The 22670-nt window shown below is 39.6% G+C and carries 25 protein-coding genes, 2 pseudogenes and 1 riboswitch; of the genes and pseudogenes, 21 read left to right on the plus strand and 6 right to left on the minus strand.

Annotated elements, in window-relative coordinates:
• Positions 1–127 precede the first annotated feature (127 nt).
• The 6 genes from AC2D3N_RS01650 (at position 128) to AC2D3N_RS01675 (ending at position 6626) form a co-directional block, all read left to right on the plus strand.
• A complete protein-coding gene (locus AC2D3N_RS01650; protein ID WP_484692581.1) occupies positions 128–2314 on the plus strand; it encodes a PP2C family protein-serine/threonine phosphatase in 2187 nt (728 codons plus the stop codon).
• Positions 2315–2524: 210 nt separating this feature from the next.
• Entirely contained in the window at positions 2525–2743 is a 219-nt protein-coding gene (locus tag AC2D3N_RS01655) for a hypothetical protein (RefSeq protein ID WP_079677454.1), read from the plus strand.
• A gap of 452 nt (positions 2744–3195) precedes the next feature.
• Positions 3196–3630, plus strand: coding sequence for a hypothetical protein (locus AC2D3N_RS01660; protein ID WP_079677453.1), 435 nt, complete (start codon positions 3196–3198; stop codon positions 3628–3630).
• A 110-nt stretch (positions 3631–3740) separates the two neighbouring features.
• Positions 3741–5615: a sensor domain-containing protein gene (locus tag AC2D3N_RS01665; RefSeq protein ID WP_484692582.1), complete on the plus strand. Its 1875-nt coding sequence runs from the start codon at positions 3741–3743 to the stop codon at positions 5613–5615.
• 69 nt (positions 5616–5684) lie between these two features.
• A complete protein-coding gene (locus AC2D3N_RS01670) occupies positions 5685–6209 on the plus strand; it encodes a DUF937 domain-containing protein (RefSeq protein WP_484692583.1) in 525 nt (174 codons plus the stop codon).
• Positions 6210–6332: 123 nt separating this feature from the next.
• Positions 6333–6626, plus strand: coding sequence for a TIGR03792 family protein (locus AC2D3N_RS01675; RefSeq protein ID WP_079677450.1), 294 nt, complete (start codon positions 6333–6335; stop codon positions 6624–6626).
• A gap of 6 nt (positions 6627–6632) precedes the next feature.
• On the opposite strand, the gene AC2D3N_RS01680 is transcribed toward AC2D3N_RS01675, so the two are convergent.
• Entirely contained in the window at positions 6633–6776 is a 144-nt protein-coding gene (locus tag AC2D3N_RS01680; protein WP_484692584.1) for a hypothetical protein, read from the minus strand.
• Between the two features lie 288 nt (positions 6777–7064).
• Here AC2D3N_RS01680 and AC2D3N_RS01685 point away from each other — a divergent pair, with 288 nt between their 5' ends.
• From AC2D3N_RS01685 to AC2D3N_RS01710, 6 genes are all read left to right on the plus strand, one after another.
• Entirely contained in the window at positions 7065–7904 is an 840-nt protein-coding gene (locus tag AC2D3N_RS01685; RefSeq protein WP_079677449.1) for a hypothetical protein, read from the plus strand.
• A gap of 103 nt (positions 7905–8007) precedes the next feature.
• A complete protein-coding gene (gene cynS, locus AC2D3N_RS01690; RefSeq protein ID WP_079677448.1) occupies positions 8008–8451 on the plus strand; it encodes a cyanase in 444 nt (147 codons plus the stop codon).
• A 47-nt stretch (positions 8452–8498) separates the two neighbouring features.
• A riboswitch (cobalamin riboswitch) is annotated at positions 8499–8641 on the plus strand.
• Between the two features lie 33 nt (positions 8642–8674).
• Complete coding sequence (locus tag AC2D3N_RS01695) at positions 8675–9331, plus strand: HupE/UreJ family protein (RefSeq protein WP_079677463.1); 657 nt, start codon at positions 8675–8677, stop codon at positions 9329–9331.
• A gap of 179 nt (positions 9332–9510) precedes the next feature.
• Positions 9511–10551 carry a cobalamin biosynthesis protein CobW gene (gene cobW / locus AC2D3N_RS01700; RefSeq protein WP_079677447.1) on the plus strand — a complete coding sequence of 347 codons (1041 nt, stop codon included), beginning with the start codon at positions 9511–9513 and terminating at the stop codon, positions 10549–10551.
• Positions 10552–10612: 61 nt separating this feature from the next.
• Positions 10613–11872 carry a GTP cyclohydrolase II gene (locus AC2D3N_RS01705; protein ID WP_200816703.1) on the plus strand — a complete coding sequence of 420 codons (1260 nt, stop codon included), beginning with the start codon at positions 10613–10615 and terminating at the stop codon, positions 11870–11872.
• A gap of 97 nt (positions 11873–11969) precedes the next feature.
• A complete protein-coding gene (locus AC2D3N_RS01710) occupies positions 11970–13211 on the plus strand; it encodes a URC4/urg3 family protein (RefSeq protein ID WP_484692585.1) in 1242 nt (413 codons plus the stop codon).
• Here AC2D3N_RS01710 and purN read toward each other — a convergent pair.
• On the minus strand, positions 13208–13861 hold the full coding sequence (gene purN / locus AC2D3N_RS01715; protein ID WP_484692586.1) for a phosphoribosylglycinamide formyltransferase: 654 nt from the start codon (positions 13859–13861) through the stop codon (positions 13208–13210). The genes AC2D3N_RS01710 and purN overlap by 4 nt on opposite strands.
• Before the next feature lie 90 nt (positions 13862–13951).
• Here purN and AC2D3N_RS01720 point away from each other — a divergent pair, with 90 nt between their 5' ends.
• Complete coding sequence (locus AC2D3N_RS01720) at positions 13952–14854, plus strand: carbohydrate ABC transporter permease (protein WP_079677443.1); 903 nt, start codon at positions 13952–13954, stop codon at positions 14852–14854.
• On the opposite strand, the pseudogene AC2D3N_RS01725 reads toward AC2D3N_RS01720, so the two are convergent.
• Positions 14841–15134 (minus strand): annotated as a pseudogene (locus AC2D3N_RS01725) (phytoene desaturase family protein); the annotation flags it as partial. The gene AC2D3N_RS01720 and the pseudogene AC2D3N_RS01725 sit on opposite strands and share 14 nt — an antisense overlap.
• Before the next feature lie 12 nt (positions 15135–15146).
• Positions 15147–15368: pseudogene (locus tag AC2D3N_RS01730) on the minus strand (NAD(P)-binding protein); the annotation flags it as partial.
• Positions 15369–15677: 309 nt separating this feature from the next.
• On the opposite strand from AC2D3N_RS01730, the gene AC2D3N_RS01735 reads away from it, so the two are divergent.
• Both AC2D3N_RS01735 and AC2D3N_RS01740 read left to right on the plus strand, forming a co-directional pair.
• Complete coding sequence (locus AC2D3N_RS01735) at positions 15678–17315, plus strand: hypothetical protein (RefSeq protein WP_484692587.1); 1638 nt, start codon at positions 15678–15680, stop codon at positions 17313–17315.
• Between the two features lie 6 nt (positions 17316–17321).
• Positions 17322–18317, plus strand: coding sequence for a pentapeptide repeat-containing protein (locus AC2D3N_RS01740; protein ID WP_484692588.1), 996 nt, complete (start codon positions 17322–17324; stop codon positions 18315–18317).
• Here AC2D3N_RS01740 and AC2D3N_RS01745 read toward each other — a convergent pair.
• Complete coding sequence (locus AC2D3N_RS01745; RefSeq protein ID WP_079677439.1) at positions 18314–18706, minus strand: hypothetical protein; 393 nt, start codon at positions 18704–18706, stop codon at positions 18314–18316. The genes AC2D3N_RS01740 and AC2D3N_RS01745 overlap by 4 nt on opposite strands.
• An 86-nt stretch (positions 18707–18792) precedes the next feature.
• Between AC2D3N_RS01745 and AC2D3N_RS01750 the strand changes: the two genes are divergently transcribed.
• The 5 genes from AC2D3N_RS01750 to AC2D3N_RS01770 all read left to right on the plus strand — a co-directional run bounded on the left by AC2D3N_RS01750 (position 18793) and on the right by AC2D3N_RS01770 (position 21646).
• The gene (locus tag AC2D3N_RS01750) at positions 18793–18960 is read left to right on the plus strand and encodes a YqaE/Pmp3 family membrane protein (RefSeq protein WP_079677438.1); all 168 of its coding nucleotides are present in this window, start codon (positions 18793–18795) and stop codon (positions 18958–18960) included.
• Between the two features lie 152 nt (positions 18961–19112).
• Positions 19113–20042, plus strand: coding sequence for a branched-chain amino acid aminotransferase (locus tag AC2D3N_RS01755; RefSeq protein ID WP_484692589.1), 930 nt, complete (start codon positions 19113–19115; stop codon positions 20040–20042).
• On the plus strand, positions 20002–20178 hold the full coding sequence (locus AC2D3N_RS01760) for a hypothetical protein (protein ID WP_484692590.1): 177 nt from the start codon (positions 20002–20004) through the stop codon (positions 20176–20178). Before AC2D3N_RS01755 ends, AC2D3N_RS01760 begins: the two co-directional genes overlap by 41 nt.
• A gap of 74 nt (positions 20179–20252) precedes the next feature.
• On the plus strand, positions 20253–20486 hold the full coding sequence (locus AC2D3N_RS01765) for a DUF2283 domain-containing protein (RefSeq protein ID WP_484692591.1): 234 nt from the start codon (positions 20253–20255) through the stop codon (positions 20484–20486).
• Between the two features lie 11 nt (positions 20487–20497).
• The gene (locus tag AC2D3N_RS01770) at positions 20498–21646 is read left to right on the plus strand and encodes an O-fucosyltransferase family protein (protein WP_484692592.1); all 1149 of its coding nucleotides are present in this window, start codon (positions 20498–20500) and stop codon (positions 21644–21646) included.
• Positions 21647–21650: 4 nt separating this feature from the next.
• Here AC2D3N_RS01770 and AC2D3N_RS01775 read toward each other — a convergent pair whose 3' ends face one another.
• Positions 21651–21848, minus strand: a complete 198-nt coding sequence (locus AC2D3N_RS01775; protein ID WP_079677435.1) for a hypothetical protein — start codon at positions 21846–21848, stop codon at positions 21651–21653.
• Positions 21849–22182: 334 nt separating this feature from the next.
• On the opposite strand from AC2D3N_RS01775, the gene petJ reads away from it, so the two are divergent.
• Entirely contained in the window at positions 22183–22539 is a 357-nt protein-coding gene (gene petJ, locus AC2D3N_RS01780) for a cytochrome c6 PetJ (protein WP_484692593.1), read from the plus strand.
• The last annotated feature ends 131 nt before the right edge of the window (positions 22540–22670 follow it).

Raw genomic sequence — 22670 nt, forward strand, 5'->3', positions numbered from 1 at the left:
CACCGATTGGACATCTATTGTGGTTCTGGTGTTATCGCCTCCAGCCCACGGGGTGGATAACAACTGTAAACCATCCTAATTTTAGAAGATCACTTTTGAGTGGCAACGCCAGGCGTGAGGAACCCAAATGCAAAATCCTGTGGCAAAACACTATCTGTGGACTGTAGGCGAAGGGATCGAAGATCAGCCTTCGGGAACACTGCTCGCAGATCGCTACCTCCTCAAAACCAATAGAATTGCGGTTGATACGCGGCCAGAACTATTGCCTGACATACCCAGCGAGATTTCTGATCAGATTTCTCCCTATCTAAAATTATTTGCCTATCGGTTGCACATTCCGCAGGTCTATGGAGTCATCTCCCCGGCAAAAGGCACAAATCATAAACCGATCATCCTCTTAGAAAAGGGGCCGATTGCCACCCATGGGGAAACCTTAATGCCTACCCTAGCAGCCCTGTGGCCCGATGCCACAGCGATGCGCCAACTGAATTGGTTATGGCAAATCGCTCAACTTTGGCAACCCCTAACCCGTCAAGAGGTTGCTTCAAGTTTGCTTAATTCCCATTTGCTGCGAGTTCAGGGAAGATTTGTTCGGTTGTTGCAATTAGACTTAGACATCCATAATCCCACCCTCAAACAGTTGGGTTATTTTTGGCAACAGTGGGTTCCGACCGCCCAGCCTCAAATTCAAAAATTCCTCCGACAACTGACCCATCAAATGATCTCGGGTGAGTTACGCACCTCAACCCAACTGATCCAACAATTGGATCAAGCCCTTTCTATTTGCGGACGGGGTTATCATCGTCGGATTGAGATTGCCGCGGGAACGGATGCTGGCCCCACTCGTTCCCATAATGAGGATGCCTGCTATCCCGAGGGGAGTAAACCCATCCTAGTTCCCGTAACTGAACCGGCTCTGGCTATTGTTTGTGATGGAATTGGGGGACAGGACGGCGGAGAAGTGGCATCTTCAATGGCGATTGATGTTCTGCGTCAGCAGGTGGAACAAATGCCCCTGCATCAAGCCAATTGGGATCCATTATCCTTAACTCCTAAATTAAAACGGGCAACTTGCATCGCCAATGACATGATTTGTCAACGCAACGATGATGAAAACCGTCAGGGCAGGGAACGCATGGGAACCACCTTGGTGATGGCTTTGGCCCATATTCATGAAATTTATTTAATCCATTTAGGGGATAGTCGGGTTTATTGGATTAGTTCCAGTGGTTGTCATCAAGTGACGGTGGATGATGATGTGGCTTCTCGCCAGGTGCGTTTAGGTTGTGCCCTCTATCGAGATGCTCTGCAACAGGGGGCTTCTGGGGCCTTAATTCAAGCCCTGGGGATTACTTCATCGGTGACGCTGCATCCAACGGTACAACGGTTTCCCCTGGATGAAGATTGTGTGTTTTTATTATGTTCTGATGGGTTAAGCGATCGCGATCGGGTGGAACAATATTGGGAAGCCGAAATTTTACCCGTTTTGCGTCAGGAAGTTGATTTAGCAACGGTTCGGGATCGTCTGATTGAAATTGCCAATACTCAAAACGGCCATGATAACGTCACCATTGCTTTGTTATTAATTACGGTAGTTCCCAAGGATGATCCCGATGCCCAGAAAGAGATCTGTATCCCTCCTGTGATTCCTTTAACCGACGAGTTGGGGGATGATTCTTCCGATACAAACGATGCTGAAGATTCATCAATGGAAACAGTAATTGGTCGCCCTAGACCAGTCCAGTCTGGGGTCAAGAAGATTTGGTTCCTATCCTTGGGTATTGCTGTGTTATTAGGGATTCTAGGGGCTTTACTCTACGGCTTAGGGATGTTCAACCACGATCCCCAAGCGCAACCGACAGACACTCCAACCCCTACGGATAGTCTTTCTAATCCTCCAACCTCCACTCCCACAGCCTCTGCCACCAGTCTCTTAAAACTACAATCTTTGATTCAATTGGGAAATCCGACCGCCAATTCCAAGCCAATTACTCTGCTCACGGAATTTGGTAAAAACACTGTTAAGGGAACTGTTCCAGAGGGAACGGTGTTTCAGGTTCAGCAAAAACAGTCTACTCCTCAAGGGGGAACCTGGGTGGAAGTCAAAATTTGTTCGACTCCTACCACGAAAGCATCAGTTAATGGCCAGTTGTCTCAGGTTGATGCAACACAACCATTGTCATCTCCCGATACCCCCGTTACTCCATCCCTACAGGCGGGGAACCAGGGTTGGTTGCCAGAACAGGAGGTTAATAGCCGTCTGATCCCTAACTTTTCTCCTGTGGGTCAAGACAAAGGACAGTGTACCCCTTAACGATGAATGACTATAAAGCCTAACCATAAGATAGGGGTTTTAGAGCCAATTTTTTGATAACTTTGATCAGGATCACCATTAAACCTTGTTTTTTATCACCCCACCCTGACATTAAATATCAGTACAGTCAGTGTATCGGGATCACGACAGATTTTGTTAAACTCCCTGATACTAGGTATTATCACAACTTTTCAATAGTAGGAATGTGCCATGACTTGTATTCGTGTTCGTGATGTAGTTCAAGAAGTGATGTCTGCGGGCTATCTGAGCCTGAATATGGAAAACCAATTAAGACGAATGCTACAAACCACCCATTATGATTCTGAGGATGTCCATGCCTTTGCTAATTTACAGTTAGCCGCCATGTCGGGAAAAGTTAAGCAAGAATCCCGTGAATTATATCAATTGGCAATTATGGAAAGGGAATGAACAGGTATGAAATTCACAATAAACATGGGAAAATTAATTTCTTAACTCGTAATAGCCTTTCTTAAATCTCCGAATTGTAACCTTTTTTGATTAAGATCAATAGATCGTATCAAATTGTCAAGATTAACGGAGATAATCTCGGGTTAAATCAAAAGTAACTAGAAATAAAACAGTTAAAATAATATATAAAAGCAGATAAAATGAACGATAACATTATCAAAATCTAAAAACTAATCATTATTTATCTATAGATAAAACCCAACCCTTCACAGGGGTTTGTGATCTAGGTCACTCTGGTAATGTTAATTCAGTCAGAACAGATTCTGCGTGTTATCACGGAGATCAGATCAGCACATCACAACCATAACCCCCTTATAATCACTGACATTTAGCAGAAATACTTAGATTATAGGAACGCAAGTCAAAATAGTTTATCCGTGAGCATAACAAACATGATTGTGGCTACCAAATCAACTCAAACCTTTCTTAGTGCTAATGGCTCACTCAAACCGATTCCCCTATCAACAAAATTTGGTGAGATTGAGTTAGAGCAACTGTGTAGAATCGCTGAACACAATCAGTGGAAAACAGAGAACCTCGACCATCGTATTACTCAAGCGCGGTTGATGGTGGATGCAAATTGGGCTAGTCCTAAAGATCATGCCCTTTTAGAGTTAGAACAACGGGGAAAATTACATTTGGTGGATGGAACAGAATATTGGGTGGTAGAATTAGACCCAAACCGGGCGGCGGGAATTTACTTGAATCCAGATACTTATACCTTGGAAGTAATGGTGATCAATTTAGAATGGTTTGCACCCCTTCATCGAGAAAAAGTAATCACCCTGAAAAGACTGATTGAGTTAACGGGGTCGGATCATCCTTAAAACAACCCAATCTTATTTAATTATATAGGATTGCTACATTTCCCTACCCAGCCAATGTTCACACAGCTTCTATTACACTAAAAATAACTCATTTAGCTGTGCCTTTATCTATGAAATTTTGGCAAAAATTACTCGTGAATTCAGCCTACCAAATTACTTTAATTTATGGAGTAATTGGGAGTCTTTGGATTGCTTTTTCTGATCAAGTATTAGCAATATTAGCGAATTATCCCTATTCAATTACATTTCTTCAAACTATTAAAGGGTGGTTCTTTGTTCTGATTACCAGTATTTTACTTTATTATTTAATTCATCGAGAAACCCAGCGTTTGCAACTCTCAGAAAAACGGTATAGAGATTTGTTTCTGAGTCATCCTCAACCGATTTGGGTTTACGATCTGAAAACTTTAAAATTTTTGGCGGTTAATGAGGCAGCGATCGCCCATTATGGTTATTCAGAAAAAGAATTTCTGAAAATGAAAATATTAGATATTTATCCTGATCAAAAGTCGGAATTTTTCAGGAGTTTAATCACCGGTAATCCTGAAAATATTGATCTTGGAAATTTTTCTCAACATCAAAAAAAAGATGGAACCTTAATCGAAGTAGAAATGCTTTCTCATCAATTACAATGGAACGATCAATCTGCCCAGGTGGTTTTAGCCCAGGATATCACTACCCGTATACAAGCTGAAAGACAATTACAACGATATGCGTTTCAAGATTTTCTCACTGGTTTAGCCAATCGTAGCCAATTAATTGAATGCTTAAAATATTGTTTAGAAATCCCTGTTGATTCTCAAAACTTTGCTTTAATTTATATTAATTTATATACCGTTAAATCCCTAAGATATAGTTGGGGTTACAATTTAGCTGAACAATTATTAATTGAAGTGAGTCATCGTTTAAAAAATTGTATGAGCGTCGAAGATATTGTTGCTAGAGTCGATAGCGAAGACTTTGCTATTTTAATTCCTGATTTTATTGATATTAATTGTTTAAATTCTAAAATCAATCGCATTAAAAATCAATTTATCACCCCCTTTAATTTAAACGGAATTAACCTCACCTCAGCAATTAATATGGGAATTGTTTGTAGCGAATTTAGCTGGAAATATCCCGAACAATATTTACAATCTGCTGATATTGCCCTGTACTATGCAAAAAAACAAGGAAAAAGTGCTACCCTATTTTATCATCCTCAAATGCTAGAAACCATTACCCAAAGAGAAACCTTAGAGGCAGATTTACAAAAGGCGATCACCCATCAACAGTTGCATTTGAATTATGAACCGATTATTCATTTAAACACCGGAAATATTATGGGCTTTGAAGCATTAGTGCGTTGGAAACACCCCACAAAAGGTTTAATTCCTCCGGTTGAATTTATTCCTATTGCTGAAGAAACAGAATTAATTATCCCTCTAGGACGATGGGTTTTAGAACAAGCTTGTCGGGATTTATATAAGTTGCAACAACGGTTTCCCGATCTGAGTATGAGTGTTAACTTATCAGAAGTGCAGTTGCATCATCCTGATTTATTGGCAGAAATTGATCAGATTATTCAATCCAATAATTTAGATTATAGTCGCTTGAAATTAGAAATTACCGAGACTAGCTTGATGAAAAGTTCCGCTAATTGTATCAGCATCTTAACGCAGTTAAAAAATCGGGGAATCAAAATTTTAATTGATGATTTTGGGACGGGATACTCCTCTTTAAGTTACTTACAGAATTTACCCATAGATATCCTAAAAATCGATAGAAGTTTTGTTGAAAATTTACAATATCAAGGAAAAGATTTAGAAATCACCAAAACCATTATTAATTTAGCCAAATGTTTAAACTTAGATATTATTGCCGAAGGAATTGAAACTCCAATTCAAAAGGAAATTTTGCAGTCGTTAGGCTGCGAAGCTGCCCAAGGATATTTGTTTTCTCGTCCCTTAAATTTTGAGGCCGTTATTAGCTTTTTATCGACTTAATTAAGCCAATAGATCAAATCTAGGATAAACTAGACTGTAGTTCATCTGTATCAGAGGTTGAGTCATACTATGGGACTATTTGATCAAATTTTAACAGCTTTGAATGATCCCAATACAGTGGGAAACACCGACCAAATCAGTAGTATTCTGAATACCGCTCAACAGTTTGGCAATCAATTAGGGATTGATCCTGAAACCAGTCAAATGGTGATGTCAATGGTGGGGAGTTCGGTGCGGTCTTCTTTACAAGAAAAACAAACCGAAATTGGAAATGATGGAGTACAAAATCTAGTCAATCAATTTGCTGGAATTACTTCTAACCCCCAAGCCGTGGAAATGCTATTTTCTTCAAGTCAGCAACAGCAATTGATTCAAACCGTTTCCCAACATACCGGGGTTAGTGCCGAAACCATTCAATCCGTTTTACCTATGGTGGTTCCTTTAGTTTTAAACCTGCTCAAAACAGGAACTAATCAACAACAATCTGCATCAGGTTCTAATTCGGTTTTAAATAGTTTTTTAGATGCGGATGGGGATGGAGATGTGGATATTGCTGATGCCATGCGTTTAGGGGGACAATATTTTAAAGGTTAAAAGGAATTGGGAGTAGGAAATCATCGATGGTTTCTGGTTTCCTACTTCTGCAAAATATAGCAATAGGGAGGGTTTTTAAAACTTTTTGGTGTCTTTGTAGTTTAATTAATCTTAATAAAAACTATGGTTATTGAGTGGTTAAAATTCAAAGTTCCCCCGGAACAATGGGAGCTATTTATTCAAAAAGATGAAGAAGTTTGGACAGCCGGACTAAAGAAGTTTCCCGGGTTTCTCGGAAAAGAAGTTTGGGTGGATGTGGAAAATCAAGAAATTGTCATGGCGATTCGTTGGGAGTCCCAGGAAAAACTAGCCAGCTTTCCTGAAAAAACCATTCGGGAACTTGACAAAAAAATGGGAGTATTAAAAATACCTATTTTAGAAAGTCGATGCTATCAAATTAGAAAATTTATCCTCTAAAACCCGTTAAACAGTTGATGAGAATTTATGAACTAAAGCCAAAATAAAATTCACACTCAAAAACCCTACTCCTAGGACTAAAATTACAAAAGTAGTAATACTAAAAATTGATCTCAATTGATCAGATTTGGGATTTTGATTCGGTTTCATGATCATTACTCTCCTAGGAATTACCATTTTCTGTCTATGGGGTTACCGTTGGGGCAAACCCCTTTTTTTAACCTTTAAGATTGAATCTAGGCATTAAGGGTGTTAAAATCCAGATAACTCCAATGTCAAACCAGAAATTAAGATAATTTTGTACTCCCAAAACATCTTAACAGTTAAGGACTCACCGAACCGATAATCAAATTGTTAATTCTTAGTGCGGATAGCCATAATTTTTTGTATTCTGGAGTTAACCACTGTGTCCCAATATCCCCAGTAGAATAGATTATTATGTTTCCCCCAGCGTCTTCTGCCCATCCCAATCGACCTGCTATAACTTCTAGTCCTATGCCGATGCCTAACTCTATTCTTCCTAAAACGGTTTTTTCTTCCCTGAAACAACGGCATTGGTTAGAGTTAGCAGAGTATGTTTCTCTGATCAGTTCGGCTGTCGGTTCGGGAGTAGTAGCCCTTTCGGGTCAAGCCTTTTATGGAGTTGCCCCCCTCACCTTAGCCCTATCGCTAAATGTTGCCAACCGTTATCGTTTAGAACAACAAACCCATCAAAATCAAATTGAAATTGTTCAAGCTCAAGACTCAGTGGAAAAATTAGAAAAAAATACCGTTAAAGTAGTAGTGGGTTTAAGGCAACAACTCTTACAAGAAATTCAATCCCTCCAGCAAAAATTAGAGGCTTTTCCTACCACGGAAGCTTTGGACTCGGCCTATCGAGCAAAACAAGTCGCAGCTTTAGGACAAGCGGTAACCTCCAGCACCGAACATATTTCCCTGGCCTTAGCAGAAATTAGAGCAGAATTTCGGCAAGAATTACAAACATTTTCCTCAACTGAAACGGCTCATTTAGAGTCTTTACAAGTGGATTTTCAAGGGCGATTTTTGGAAATTCAAGCCGTAATTGATCAATTACAACAGGAAAAATCTGGACACCCTGTTTCCGATCTCGATCTATCCCAGATTCAAACCCGATTAGATGAACTCACCCAAGAACATCAAGAGGTGATTAAACCCAATTTAAGACGGTTATTATCCGTTGTCAAACAATTACAAACCAATCATACCCGGACTTTACCTGTTCCGCCTAAACCTCTACCGAAAAATCCACCTGCATAGGATTGATCCATTCCCCAAAATTAAATACTTCCGTTGAATGACTAGCAAAATATTTTATACTTTGAAACGAGTTATAACCGATAAATTCTACGAGGAACTTCAAATGGCTGTTTCAGAAATTACAGAAAAGTTATTAGCGGCAAAAAAATCTAAAGGGGTCACCTTTTCGGATTTAGAACAACTGCTGGGGCGCGATGAAGTTTGGATTGCTGCGGTTATTTATCGACAAGCGAGTGCTTCCTATGAGGAGGCTAAAAAATTAGTTGAAGCTCTAGGTTTAAATTCAGAATATATTGAAATTCTAACGGATTATCCCGTCAAAGGATCACTTGATCCAGTTATTCCGACCGATCCCTTAATCTATCGATTTTATGAAATTGTGCAGGTGTATGGAATGCCTCTTAAAAGCGTGATTCATGAAAAATTTGGAGACGGAATTATGAGTGCGATTGATTTTACCTTGGATGTGGATAAAATCGAAGACCCCAATGGCGATCGGGTTAAAATTACGATGTCTGGAAAATTCCTTTCCTATAAAAAATGGTAATAATTTAAGTATTTCTCCTGGTTGAATATCGGGAGAAATTATGATATAATGAAAGATATGAATTCGGTTTTAGCGGGGAACAGTCGCTAGAAGCAAGGGGAAAGTTTGGCGCAAATCCAACACTGTCCCGCAACTGTGATGAGAATATTAATCTCTAAGTCAGAACACCCACCGAAATCAGATTGTTCTTTCGCACATCTGCGCGGTACAGATGGTGTTTAAAATGTTAAAGTCTTTTCAAAACTTTTCGCTACAAAATAGCAATCGAATTTTGGTTTTAGGGGTGAGTTTATTATTGCTCTTAATGGCGCAACCTGCGGAAGCCCATCATGCCTTTGGAGGGAAAACCCCGGAAAACTTTTTTCAAGGATTTCTCGCCGGACTTGCCCATCCGATTATTGGAATTGATCATTTGGCTTTTGTTATTGCCATCGGTTTAATTGCAGCCGGAATTGTGGGCGGTAGTTGGATAATTGTTGCTTTTCTGTTAACCGCAATGTTGGGAACCGGAATTCATTTAATGAGTTTTAATTTACCCATTCCTGAAATCGCGATCGCCCTTTCTGTGATCACAATTGGGCTGTTATTAGTTCTCAAACAACAGTTACCCCTAGCATTATTAATTGGTTTATCCAGTGTGGCGGGTTTGTTTCATGGTTATGCCTACGGAGAATCAATTATGGGAGCCGAAATGACCCCCTTAATCTCCTATTTAGTTGGGTTTACAGCCATTCAATTGATGATTGCTGGAGCCACAATGAAACTGACTCAATCCTTTAAGGAAACCTTAGAAAATAGCCAATTTTCCCTGATCAAATATTCAGGTTTTGCTGTTTTAGCCATTGGTGTAGTAGGTTTATCCTTAGCCATTGTCAGCTAGTTGAGCCTAATTAGAATTGAGTAGAGATATTGATAAAATATCTCTACTTTTAACCTGCAAACTTTGAATTATAACAACCCGGATAAAGATTGATCCAACAAAGCTGACGGTGAAGTCTTTCCCCCATTCGTAATTCGTAATTCGTAATTCCCTGTTCCCCGTTCCCTCTTATAAATATTATGTCTGCCAAAATTCCCGTTACAGTAATTACTGGATTTTTAGGAAGTGGAAAAACTACCACAATTCGTCATTTATTACAAAATAATCATGGGCGAAGGATTGCCGTTTTAGTCAATGAATTTGGAGAAGTTGGAATCGATGGTGAATTAATTCGATCCTGTCAAGTTTGTGACGATGAAACCCCAGAAATAAACCTCGTAGAACTGACTAATGGTTGTTTATGTTGTACGGTGCAGGAAGAATTTTTCCCCGCCATGCAAGCCCTGCTCAAACGACGAGATAAAATCGATCATATTGTGATTGAAACCTCGGGTTTGGCTCTCCCTAAACCCCTAGTTCAAGCCTTCCGGTGGCCGGAAATTCGCACCGGGGCAACGGTGGATGGTGTGATCACTGTAGTAGACTGTGAAGCCTTAGCTAATGGTACTTTAGTTGGGGATATTCAGGCTGTGGAAGCCCAACGTCAAGCCGATCCTAACTTAGATCATGAAACCCCAATTGAGGAATTATTTGAAGATCAATTAGCCTGTGCGGATTTAGTTTTATTAACCAAAACCGATCATGTTGATCGAGATAATCAACAGAAAGTTGAAACCTGGTTAAAACAGGAATTGCGAGCAGGAGTTAAAGTCGTTCCTTGTCAACAGGGAAATATTCATCCCGATGTAATTTTAGGGTTTAATGCGGCGGTTGAGGATAATTTAGAAGCCCGTCCCAGTCATCATGACACCGAAGAAGAACATGACCATGATGATAATATTAATTCGGTTCCGGTAATTTTAACCCAAGATTTTGAACCGGAAGATTTAATTCAACGGTTAAAAACCATGGTGAAACAACAGGAAATTTACCGAATTAAAGGGTTTGTTTCAGTTCCAAATAAACCAATGCGGTTAGTATTACAGGGAGTGGGCGATCGGATTGAAACCTTTTATGATCGTCTCTGGAAACCCACAGAATCCCGTCAAACCCAGTTAGTTTTTATTGGGAAAAACCTACAAGTCTCCGAAATAAAAAATGCCGTCCAGGGATCTTGTTGAAAAAATAAAACACCCCCAATATGCCCATAATAGGAATATCCGAATAGCATGGGACACAACAATGGCTGGCCAAAAGCAAGATCCAAAACTGAGGCATATTGTTCTGACCTCTCACCCCACCTCCTACGGCGCCAAACCCATCCCCATCCATTGGGGAAATGCCGATCCCGGCAAACGTGGCCCCCTGATTGGAACCCTCACCGATCCTAGCCATCGCAACGTCATTGGCACCCATTCGGGCTCCTATGCCATTTATCGAGCCTTAGCCGTCGTCCAGGGCAATCTGAAAACCGACCACCGCGCCGACTTAACTAACACTTCCCCCTTCGTAAAAATCGGCCCTTACCCTAGTTGGTCAGATCCCGATAAAATTGTCGCCCTCGATCCCTTTGGCGCGGTTATTGGGGAGGCATTTACTGAATATTTGGAAAAAGGCTATGATATTCGCCCCACCATTGCGATTACAAAAGCCCATATTAATATGCCAGAATTATATGACGCAGCCACGAAAGGACGGTTAAAAATTGATGGCGAAATCATGAAGAAAAATGGTGATTTAGTAGTAACAAAAGCTGCAATTGAGCCCGTTTGGTATTTACCCGGAATTGCCCATCGTTTAAAGGTGACAGAAAGTGATTTACGTCAGGCATTATTTGAACAGACCGGAGGAATGTTTCCTGAGTTAATTACTCGTCCTGATTTACAAGTATTTTTACCTCCGATTGGGGGAGTTACGGTTTATATTGTGGGGGATATTGCCGCGATTACCGATCCCGATCTTCCCGTTGCAGTTAGAGTTCATGATGAGTGTAATGGATCTGATGTTTTTGGGTCAGATATTTGTACCTGTCGCCCCTATTTAGTGCATGGAATTGAAGAATGTATTAAAACAGCCCAGGAAGGCGGTGCCGGAGTAATTGTATACTATAGAAAAGAGGGACGAGCGTTAGGAGAAGTAACAAAGTTTTTGGTTTATAATGCGCGCAAACGTCAAACTGGAGGCGATCGCGCGGATGCCTATTTTGAACGGACAGAATGTGTGGCTGGGGTGCAAGATATGCGGTTTCAAGAGTTAATGCCGGATGTGTTACATTGGTTAGGAATTACTCGGATTGATCGGTTAGTTTCCATGAGTAATATGAAATATGATGCGATTGTGAATTCGGGGATTGAAGTGGTCAGACGAATTGCTATTCCTGATGATTTAATTCCGGCGGATGCTCAAGTGGAAATTGAAGCGAAAAAAGCCGCCGGGTATTATACGGAAGGGGCAGTTTTAGACCCAGAAGGTTTACTTGGTATTAAAGGTCGAGATTATTAACCCGTTGTTGCACTTGGGCGCAAAATCCTAAGTTAAATTGTTAATAAAATGGTGCGTGGGCTGCTGGCTTACGCACCCTACAAGAATTAATATTAAAATGCAAAATCGAGAAAATTATTCAAATGCGATCGCCTATTTTCGTTCTCCTCAAGCTATTCGAGAACGTTGTAATTTTATCTTTAATTTAGCCTTATCTAATCAACTACAACATTTTGTTTATCATCCAGAAAAGTTAGAATTTGTGGCTAATTTTGTTTTAGATAATATTACTCAAAACTATCCCGATCTCAATGTCCCTTTCCATTCTCGCTGGCGACATTTTGAAGTCGGTAATATTCCTAGAATTGCAAACTTACAAAAACAATTAAATGGTTTATCCCGGTTAGAACAAACCCAAGCTAAACTTGATTTAGCCATTATTAGCGTGTTACTAGATGCCGGAGCGGGGGAAAAATGGCATTATCAAGAATCAGAAACCGGGTTGATTTGGCGACGTTCTGAGGGGTTAGCTATTGCCAGTTATGAAATGTTTAGTCAAGGTTTATTTTCTAGTCAGATTGAATATCCGTTTCAAGCCGATGCCCAGGGATTAATGAATTTAACGGAATCCCAATTAATCACCGGATTTCAAGTGAATGAAAATAATTCTTTAACGGGAGTAAAAGGCAGATTAGAACTCCTAAAAAAACTCGGTGAAACCCTATCTAATTATCCTCATTTATTTGGAGAAAGTCATCCCCGACCTGGGAAATTAGCGGATTATTTTTTAACCCAAACCCAAGACAATCAACTCAGTGCTGTTATTGTTTTAACCGCTATTTTAGAAGGATTAGGAGAAATTTGGCCGGGACGATTAACTTTAAATCAAGTCAATTTAGGAGATGTTTGGTATTATTCAGGGTTAGAAGCCCTAGACTCGGAATATCCCTTTGTTCCCTTCCATAAATTATCCCAGTGGTTAACCTATTCTTTACTTGAACCTTTACAGGATTTAGGATTGCAAATTATTGATTTAGATCAATTAACTGGATTAGCAGAATATCGTAACGGGGGATTAATTTTAGATTTAGGATTATTGGAATTAAAAGATAATAATTTATCGGGAAAACTACACAAACCCGATTCTAATGTGATTATAGAATGGCGATCGCTCACGATTATTATACTCGATAAAATTGCGGAAATCCTTCGCCAAAAATTAAATTTTACCTCCCAAGAATTGCCCCTCGTTAAAGTCTTACAAGGTGGCACCTGGAATGCCGGACGGGAAATCGCTAAACAACACCGTTTTGATGGTTCTCCTCCCCTCAAATTAGAGAGTGATGGCACTGTATTTTAATTTATCGCATTTTGCCACTGACTCACCAAAGAAAGCGCCCCAATCAAAATTTTATGCTCTTGAATTTGAATTCGAGCGTGCAAGGTTTCGGGGGTATCATTGGGTAAAATTGGCACTGCGGCTTGCATCAAAATTGGGCCCCTATCGACTTCTAACTCGACTAAATGAACACTACAACCTGTAATTTTTACTTGAGCTTCTAAGGCCTGTTCTACCCCTCTAATTCCCGGAAAACTCGGTAATAAACTCGGATGTAAATTAATGATTTTATGGGGGAAAGCATCCACTAAAACTTGCGTGACAATTCGCATCCACCCGGCAAAGACAATCCAATCCACATCATGCTCTTTTAAAGTTTGAACAATTGCTTGATCTAAATCTTGCCGTTTTTTATAATTACGATGGTTTAAAAGAATAGTTTTGACTCCGAACCTTTCGGCTCGTTCTATCACTTTAGCCTCGGGGTTATTATAAATTAAAACCTGAATTTTGGCATTGAGTTGTTGATCTTTTATGGCTTGAGCGATCGCCTCAAAGTTCGTGCCACTTCCAGAGGCTAAAACTCCAATTTTTACCGGAGATCCCTGCACAAATAAAGGCGAGGGAATTGCTGGAGAAATCAAACAGGAGGTGGGGTCAATTTCGGTCATCTTCCTATCCATTAAAGGTTTTACCCAGAATAAATTAACCTAACCATTGTAAAATACTTTTATGAAACTTTATCAAAATTGATTCGGGTTATGGCTTCTTCACCGGGTTCTCAGAAACAGCTTTTGGATCAAGATGCTATCATGGCCTGGATTTTTCTGGCTCCGGCTTTATTGCTGATGGGGGTATTTATTTTATGGCCAATTCTATATTTATTTTACCTGAGTTTCACCCAAGGAAGTTTTACCCGTTCGGGAGTTCATGGAGTGGGACTAAATAATTATATTCGTCTATTTCTGAGTCCCGATTTTTGGCAAGTTTTATTTAATACTGCTTATTTTACGATCGCAACGGTGATTCCTAGTTTAATTATTTCTTTGGCTTTAGCGGTACTTTTAGATCGGACTTTTGCTCTGCGAGATATTCTGAGAACCGCCTATTTTATCCCCTCAATTACTTCTTTAGTGGCGGTCGGATTAGGATGGCGTTGGTTATTTCAAACCCAGGGGCCAGTTAACGAACTCTTAGCCCAATTAGGACTTGATCCGATTCCTTGGTTAAGTAGTACAACCTGGGCAATGCCCGTATTAATTTTACTCAGTATTTGGAAACAATTGGGCTTTAATTTAGTCGTGTTTTTAGCCGGGTTACAAACTATTCCCCAAAGTCGATATGAAGCGGCTCAATTAGACGGGGCAAATCCTTGGCAACAATTTCTATATATTACTTTACCCGGGTTACAACCAACAATAGTTTTTGCCACAGTAACCACCGCTATTTTTACTTTAAAAAGTTTTGAACAGGCTTATGTGATTACGGGTGGTGGCCCTTTAAATTCGACCAATGTTTTAGTGTATTATATTTATGATCAAGCCTTTTCTCAATTTGATTTTGGCTATGCCGCGGCGGCAGCGAGTATTTTATTAGCGATCGCTTTAATTTTAGTTTATATTCAACTCAAACTGTTTGAAGAAAACGAATCTATAAACAATTAGCACAAAGAATTCCTGACGCGGCAACCGCAGGAACTCCAATTCCAGGTTGGGTACTATCTCCCACTAAATATAAGCCTTGAATCGGGGTAAACGGCCCAGGAAATCTGCCTTTTCCTGCCCTAATAGCGGGGCCATAAGTCCCTTGATACCGCCGTAAAAACCGGGCATGGGTGAGGGGAGTGCCAATTAATTCTAGGGTAATTCGTTGACGTAAATTGGGAATAACTTTTTCTAAAGCTCGATAGAGAGGTTCGGCTTTTTCCTGTTTTTTCTGAGGATAAAAACGAGTCAGGACTTGCGACAAAGGGTTTAAACCCTGGGAATCACTCAGTCCACAATAAAACGATGGCCCCGAGTCAAAGTGGAAACCCTGACGAGAAAAACCTTGGGCAGCCCCACCGGGCAAGCTGTGACCCTCTAAAATCAACACTTGTTTACCAGAATGAGCTAAAAGCCCCCCGGCAACTAAGCCACCGATTCCACTGCCAATCACAATCCCATCAAAACTTTGCATCCGTATGAATTCGGGGGTAAGGGAGTAGCAAAAAATCCTACAGCTATTTCAATAAAAAATAGCGTAAAATAATATATTAGGCTGCTACGGATTAAAATTGTATTCTAAGATGGGAGAATCAAAAATGGTCAGTCAAAAATAGAAATTTTGGTTTTTATAATTAAGATGTGTTTGAGCGGATCATCAGGGATTTTGCATTTCGTTTTGAATATTCCTTTAACCGGATGTACTCCGTTATTTCCAAGACCCTCGTGCCGGATATCCCTAAGTCACTTCCCACAGTGTTGACTTTCTGTATTGGAGACCCAAATGCCAACCCCATCCCGCCTAAATGAGATTGCTCAAAATTTAGAAACTGATCCGAATATCACCCGGATTAAGAAAGTTCTGTTATGTGCCTATAGTGGAAAATGGGAGAATGATTCCCATATCCTAGATAGCATTAATTTGAATATTTTACTCCAAAATATTTATCAAAAACATCCCCAATTTGAACCGCTTAAAATTATTCTGAATAATATTCTATCTCGTCTGAATAAAAAAAATGAATATAATCTGGTTTTAGAGAGAATTGAAGCCCAGATTATTCAACTTTATATTCAGCCTGATCCCAGAGAAATTTCCGAACTCAATCAACTATCAATTACTGCTTCAGAAACCATAAAAATTAGTCCAGAGGAGTTAAATTCTCTATCTTCAGCCTATTTTAGTCAAGGTGTTCCCGCCCGTCAGATTCGCAACATATCGAATTTATTTGATGTGCGGTTTAAAATCATGCAGCATACCAATCCTTTAAGGGCAAAACTGGTGATTTTTTCGAGTTTAGAACGGGAATTCAACTATCGAGATGAAGATTGGTCACAACTCAAAAATCAAAGTCTCGATGATTTACTTCACGAACTCTTACAAACTTTTCCTAACTTAGAACGGCTAAAATCCCATCTTTATAAGATGGCAGAATATTTAGAAGATACGGACGAAAATATTCAAGTGGTGACGGTGATTTTAGACGCCCTCAACCCCTATTATGAAACCAAAGCTAAATCCTATTCGGATTCGGGGTTTAATCATTCTCAGGGAAATACACTCGCCTCCCGTTCTTCAGTTTTACAGCAGTATTCTTTAACTAATAATGCCATTGATATTAATGAAAGTGAAACCGTGCATTTATTATCCCCTAATCCCCAAAAATTGGAGTCAGGTTTGCTAAAAACTCAACATTTTACTACAATTAGCGAAAGTAGTTTTTCTGACTTTACTTCCGCCACCGCTTTTAGCAATATTGATATCCCGCCCACAGACTCAGGAGAAATGAGTGATGATATCAGAAAAAAGCTAATCCTGGAGCAAGAAGTTGAGCAGATTGTTGGACATAGTGTGGCAGATGCCCTGGTGCCATTAACCACTATTTTAAAACATTTGGAACTAGCCCTAAATGAACAATTAAAAAGTCATCCTCCTGAAATTCAATTAGAGATTAAATATAAATCTTTAAGACGATTTATTCATGTCCTGCAAGCTAAAGTCGGAGATTTAGCGGCGGTGCTGCATCAATCGGAAGTGGAAGAACAGCAACGATTATCTCAGCATAAGACCACAATAGTCATGGAGGGCGAAGACCCAGACCACCTAGAACCTCGATTGACTCAAGCCCAATTATTAGAACTGGCTAAACAAGGCCATGCTAAAGCGATCGCAACAGTAATTAGCCAATCTCTTAGACTCCAAGGAATTAACACTCTCACCAAGTCAAAAGAGGGCTGTCTACACATTATACTAGAGTCAGATCAGGTGCCAAATCAAGCCTCTATGAGTCAATTCGTCCATCAAAAATTGCTGGATTTGAAAATTCAATCGATTCAGAAAGTTAAAGTTTACGCTCGAACTCCTGGTAGTAAGTCAATAGCTTGGGTTCAAGAATTTACCTATACTGGAACTCAGAGATAATCAATCATGGATGAGGAAACACTACTCGAACAGTATCGAGCCGGACAAAAGAATTTTAAAGGGCTGAATTTAAGAAGTGCTGAACTAAGTCGTGTGGACTTAATTGGTGCTAATTTAAGTGGTGCAGATTTGCAGGGAGCTAACTTTATTTTAGCCTATTTGAATGGGGCTAATTTTTCCCGGGCTAATCTGAGGGGAGTTAGGTTTAATGGGGCAATTTTAAATAAAGCGAATTTAAGTAGTGCTAACCTGAATGATGCCGAATTTCATGGCACAAGTTTACAAGGAACAGATTTTCGGAAAGCCAATTTAGCCCTCGCAACCTTATTAGATGCGAACCTGATTCAAGCGGATTTAAGAGGGGCAAATTTACAAGGGGCTGACCTGAGAGGAGCCTGTTTAAGAGGGGCTAATCTGCGCTATGAACCCAGAATTTATGAAAGCGTGAATTTGCGCGGGGCTGATTTACGAGGCACGGATTTACAAGGGGTAAATCTAACCGGGGCTGATTTAACTCGGGCGAATTTAAGCGGAGCTAATTTAACCGAAACTGTCTTAAAAGGAGCGATTTTAAGTCAAGCTAACTTGAGTCAAGCCAACTTACAATCTGCTTTTTTAACTGAAGCAAATCTCACCGAAGCAAACTTAATTGGAGCTAATTTAAAAAAAGTAAAATTAGAACGGGCGATTTTAATTGATGCTCAATTACCTGGGGTAGAATTGTGTGATGCCATTCTCCCCGACGCTCAACTAAGTAATGCCAATTTGAGTAATGCCGATTTGAGTCGAGCCAATTTAGTTCGCGCCGATTTAACCCGAACCAATCTGAGTGGAGCCAATCTCACTCAAGCAGATTTAACCGATGCTTCCGTGGCTCGAACTAACTTAAGAAATGCGAATTTAAGTTATACCTATTTAACTCGTGTAGAATTTAGTAGTGCGAATACCGCCGGAGCCACTTTGCACGGGGCAATCATGCCGAATGGTGAAATTCATGATTAAGAATTAATTCCTTTTTTACCGTCTTGTCGTCCTAATTCATAAATTCCCCCACTCATACAAGCAATGATTCCCATACTAATTGACCAACTTTTATCTAAACCAATCTCAATTCCCCAATTACATACAAATCCCAAAATTAAAAAGGGAACAATACTAAATAAAGACGCATAAAACGCATTTTGAGATTCTCGAGCTTGGCGAGTCCGTTCATATTCAGCTTCTGAGGGATATAACATTCGTTCTGCATAATTAAACCAGCGATTTAATTGATGGGTGACCCATTCACTCACCGGAGAAAAGCCCCAATACAATGCTAAAGACCAGAGGGTTGCCCCGGCAATCAATTTGGGGTCAAAATGGAATTGGAAGGGAAAAATATCGAACAACATGGACATAAAATTTAAGATATTACAGAGGTTTCCCTATTCTAATTGAAAAAATTGCTAAAATGATAGAGAAGTTGTAATCAAGTGATATGAACATTATTCGTTTAATTGCCGCTGTGTTTTTACCGCCCTTGGGCGTTTTTTTGACCGTTGGTTTTGGCGGAGCATTTTGGCTGAATATTCTCCTAACCCTGCTGGGATTTATTCCCGGGATTGTTCATGCCGTTTGGATAATTGCCAAAAACGATCAAAATTAACCGGGGTCTGCCCCAACTCCTCCTATTTCTATCCTCATTCTAAAAATGGGAGTAGTTTCTGTTAATCAGTTATCAAGTATCCCCATTATCAGTTATCAGTTATTCATGCTATTCTGATGAAAAACAATCAAACCCTGACCACCTAAGCTATAATGGAAACACTAACTCAAAAAATTCTGATTCAAAAAACCGAAAGCTCCCGTCTTTCCCCAGAAACCTTACATAATATTCCCTTTGGTCGAATCTTCAGTGACCATATTTTTATTGCTACCTATGATAATGGGACTTGGCAAGATTTGAAAATCATGCCATACAGCAATTTAACCCTGACTCCAGCCATGGCAGTTCTCCACTATGGCCAGGCTGTTTTTGAAGGGATGAAAGCCTATAAAAGTGCCACGGGAGAAACTTTGATTTTTAGACCGGATGCTAATTTTAGACGGATTAATCAATCGGCTCATCGACTTTGTATGCCCCCGATTCCTGAAGCAGTTTTTATGGAAGGATTAAGGGAATTAATTCGTTTAGATTCCGGTTGGATTCCTGAATCAGAGGGCAGTTTATATATTCGGCCGTTGTATTTTGCCACCGATGAATTTATTGGTTTAAAACCTTCAACTCACTATACTTTTATTATTATGAGTTGTCCCGTAGGAGCCTATTATTCTGAACCAGTTAAATTAATCGTCACGGATAAATATATTAGAGCCTGTGAAGGGGGAACCGGGGCGGCAAAGTGTGCGGGAAATTATGCTGCTAGTTTATTAGCTGATAAAGAAGCCAAAGCCCTGGGTTATGATAATGTAATTTGGCTCGATGGTGTCCACAGAAAATATGTGGAAGAATGTGGAACTATGAACCTAGCGTTTGTGATTAATAATGTAGTGGTAACACCTCAATTAACCGGAACCATTTTAGAAGGAATTACCCGCGATAGTGTGTTAAAGTTATTCCGAGATCAAGGGGTACAAGTGGAAGAACGGTTAATTTCCATAGAAGAAGTGGCAGAAGCCCATGACCAAGGGATTTTACAAGAGGCTTTTGGCATGGGAAACCGCAGCTACCATTGCCCAGGTTTCTAAAATTGGATATCAAGGACGGGATTTAGTTTTACCTCCGATTTCTGAACGTAAATATGCCCCATCTATTTTAGAACAATTGGAAGCCATTAAAACCGGAAAAGCACCCGATCCCTATAATTGGATTTGTAAAATTTAACCCAAAAAGGTGGGTCTGAACCCACCCTACACAAACTCTACCGATTTGTTTAAAAACTGGGAGATTTGTAATCTATGAATCCTACAAAAATGACTTATTTTGAACAAGAAGATATTCTGCATTTAAAATTTTCAGACGAACCGGAAACTGGGAGTATTGAAATCAGCCCTAATATGACGGCCGAACTGAATGAATATGGGGAATTAATTGGACTAGAAATCCTAGAAGCAAGTGCTTTTACCCGGGATGTGATTTTGGAGTCTGCCCAAGGAAAACTATTAAATTTTTCTTCCGCTAAAGTTTCTTAATTTTCAATTTCATGACCTCACGCTATCTGTTATACAAAGATTATGAATCCGGCTTAAATAATAACTTAATGGGGTTAGAAATAGCCGTAGGATTAGCCTATTTAACCCAACGAAAGTTAGTCTTTTATGGTTCTGTAGGAGAGGAGAAAAACATTTTACCTGTGCGGGGAGGCTATTTTTTATCAGTGCCTGAAAGTCGGAAACATATTATTAATATTGACCAACTTCCAACGATTTTAGATTTAGTGGATAAACTTCCCATTCCTGTTTTAAACTATTCAGAGTTTTTAGCAGAAACCCAAGGAAAAAATCTCAGCCATTATCAAAGTCAGGTTAGATTAGTTAATGCGGTTTTTGTTCCGAATAATATGACAATTGACCCCAAGGTTTTATCTGATTTTGCTGAAAATCGCATCATTGTACAGGATGTTGAACAGGATATTTTAGAATTTAGTGCCTGTAATTTAGCCTATTATTCTCGCTTTTTTTATCTGCCTTCCCCTACGCTCTATTCCCTGATGGAAGCGATTCAATTTAAACCCATTTATCGGAATTTAGCCGATAAAATCTCTCAAACCCTCGGACAATATAATGGAATTCATATTCGTCTTACAGACTATCGCAACTGGATTCCCCATCGAGAAGCAGACCATCCCTATTTAATCTTAAAAACCCTAAAAGAAATTTTTCCACCGGAAGAACTTTTATTGATTTGTACCGATGAATCAGAGAATATGGATTTTTTTAACCCAATTTTAAACTATTATAAAAATGCTATTTTTATTGATCAATTTATTATTACCAACTTTCAAAAAGAATTTAAAAATTTACCCTTTACCGATGAACAAACCCTCGGATTAATCTGTAATTTAGTCATGTGGAACTGTCAGCAATTTGCGGGTAGTTTTCGGAGTACCTATACCGGAATTATCCATAGAAACTGGTGGAGAAAGCAACTCCAAAAACAACTTAACCCCTCCAAATTAACCTTTAAATTTGTAGAAAGTGGTTTATCCCCTGGAGAAGTCCAGTTTCATCAAGGTTCCTATGCAGAAATTAACCAGGGTTTGTTTAGTTGGAATCGTATTCATCTTCCCGTTGTCACAGAAATGAAATCCTGGTGTCGAGAATGGCCAGAGTCCGTGTGTTTAACCCTCTAAACGACTAATCAACGATTTTGATTTGCCCGGCACTTAATGCTTTTTGGAGGGTACGAACTAAGTGTTTTTCCTGTTCATTGAGTTGGCGCAATAACCAATATCTCAGGGCATATCGCTCTTGCCGACTCATCGATTCAGTCTGGAGAATTTTCTCAATCATTTGCTTGAAACTCAAGCCGGGAATAGATAACGTTTCAGACATCAACATACTCAAAGGCAACTCGTTAAGGGGTATAAATATCCGCTACTGACTCACTCTATTTAATGATTTTCGTGCTATTATGGATGTGATCGTCCCCATTAATAACAAGTGAGATAGATCACAAAAGGTCAAAAGGCAACGGGCAACAGGGAAATCCTCCTGATTAAAATTAGAGGATTGGGAGAATGACCCCTTAAAACTTTGTGACTGACGCCCAGCCCGTTTGTTTTGATTTGAGACTTGACCTTTCTTTGGATGGGGGAATGGTTGTCGATTTGCACAACTTAAAGAGTAAAATCTTCTTGTTAGCTATTTTTGATTCAAGGAGACTCCATTGAAAAAGCTCTTATCAGTCCTTATTTTGAGTTTTCTATTGTTAACAGTCCTTGTGTCCAAACCTGCATTAGCAGAAGGGGTTTTAAGTGGGTCTACCATTTTTTCCAACTCCTGTGCGGCTTGCCATATTAACGGAAATAACGTTATAGTTGCTAACAAAACGCTGAAAAAAGAAGCATTGATTAAATACTTAAAAGGATACGAAGAAAATCCTCTGGCTGCAATTATTAACCAAGTCACCAATGGTAAAAATGCGATGCCAGCTTTTAAAAGTCGGTTAACTTCCAGAGAAATTACCACCGTTGCTGCCTATGTTGCTGAACAGGCTGAAAAGGCATGGTCGCCATTGGAATAAATTTGCTTAGATAATAATATTATGGGATCAAATTTCCCAGTTTCATTCAAATATCTGTTATCTTGGATATCAAAACTCTGTTAAAAATTTTGTGAGTCATCAACCTCTGTAAATTTCAGAGTTGCCGGATT

It is taken from the genome of Planktothrix sp. PLAVEN19ND, from assembly GCF_057220675.1.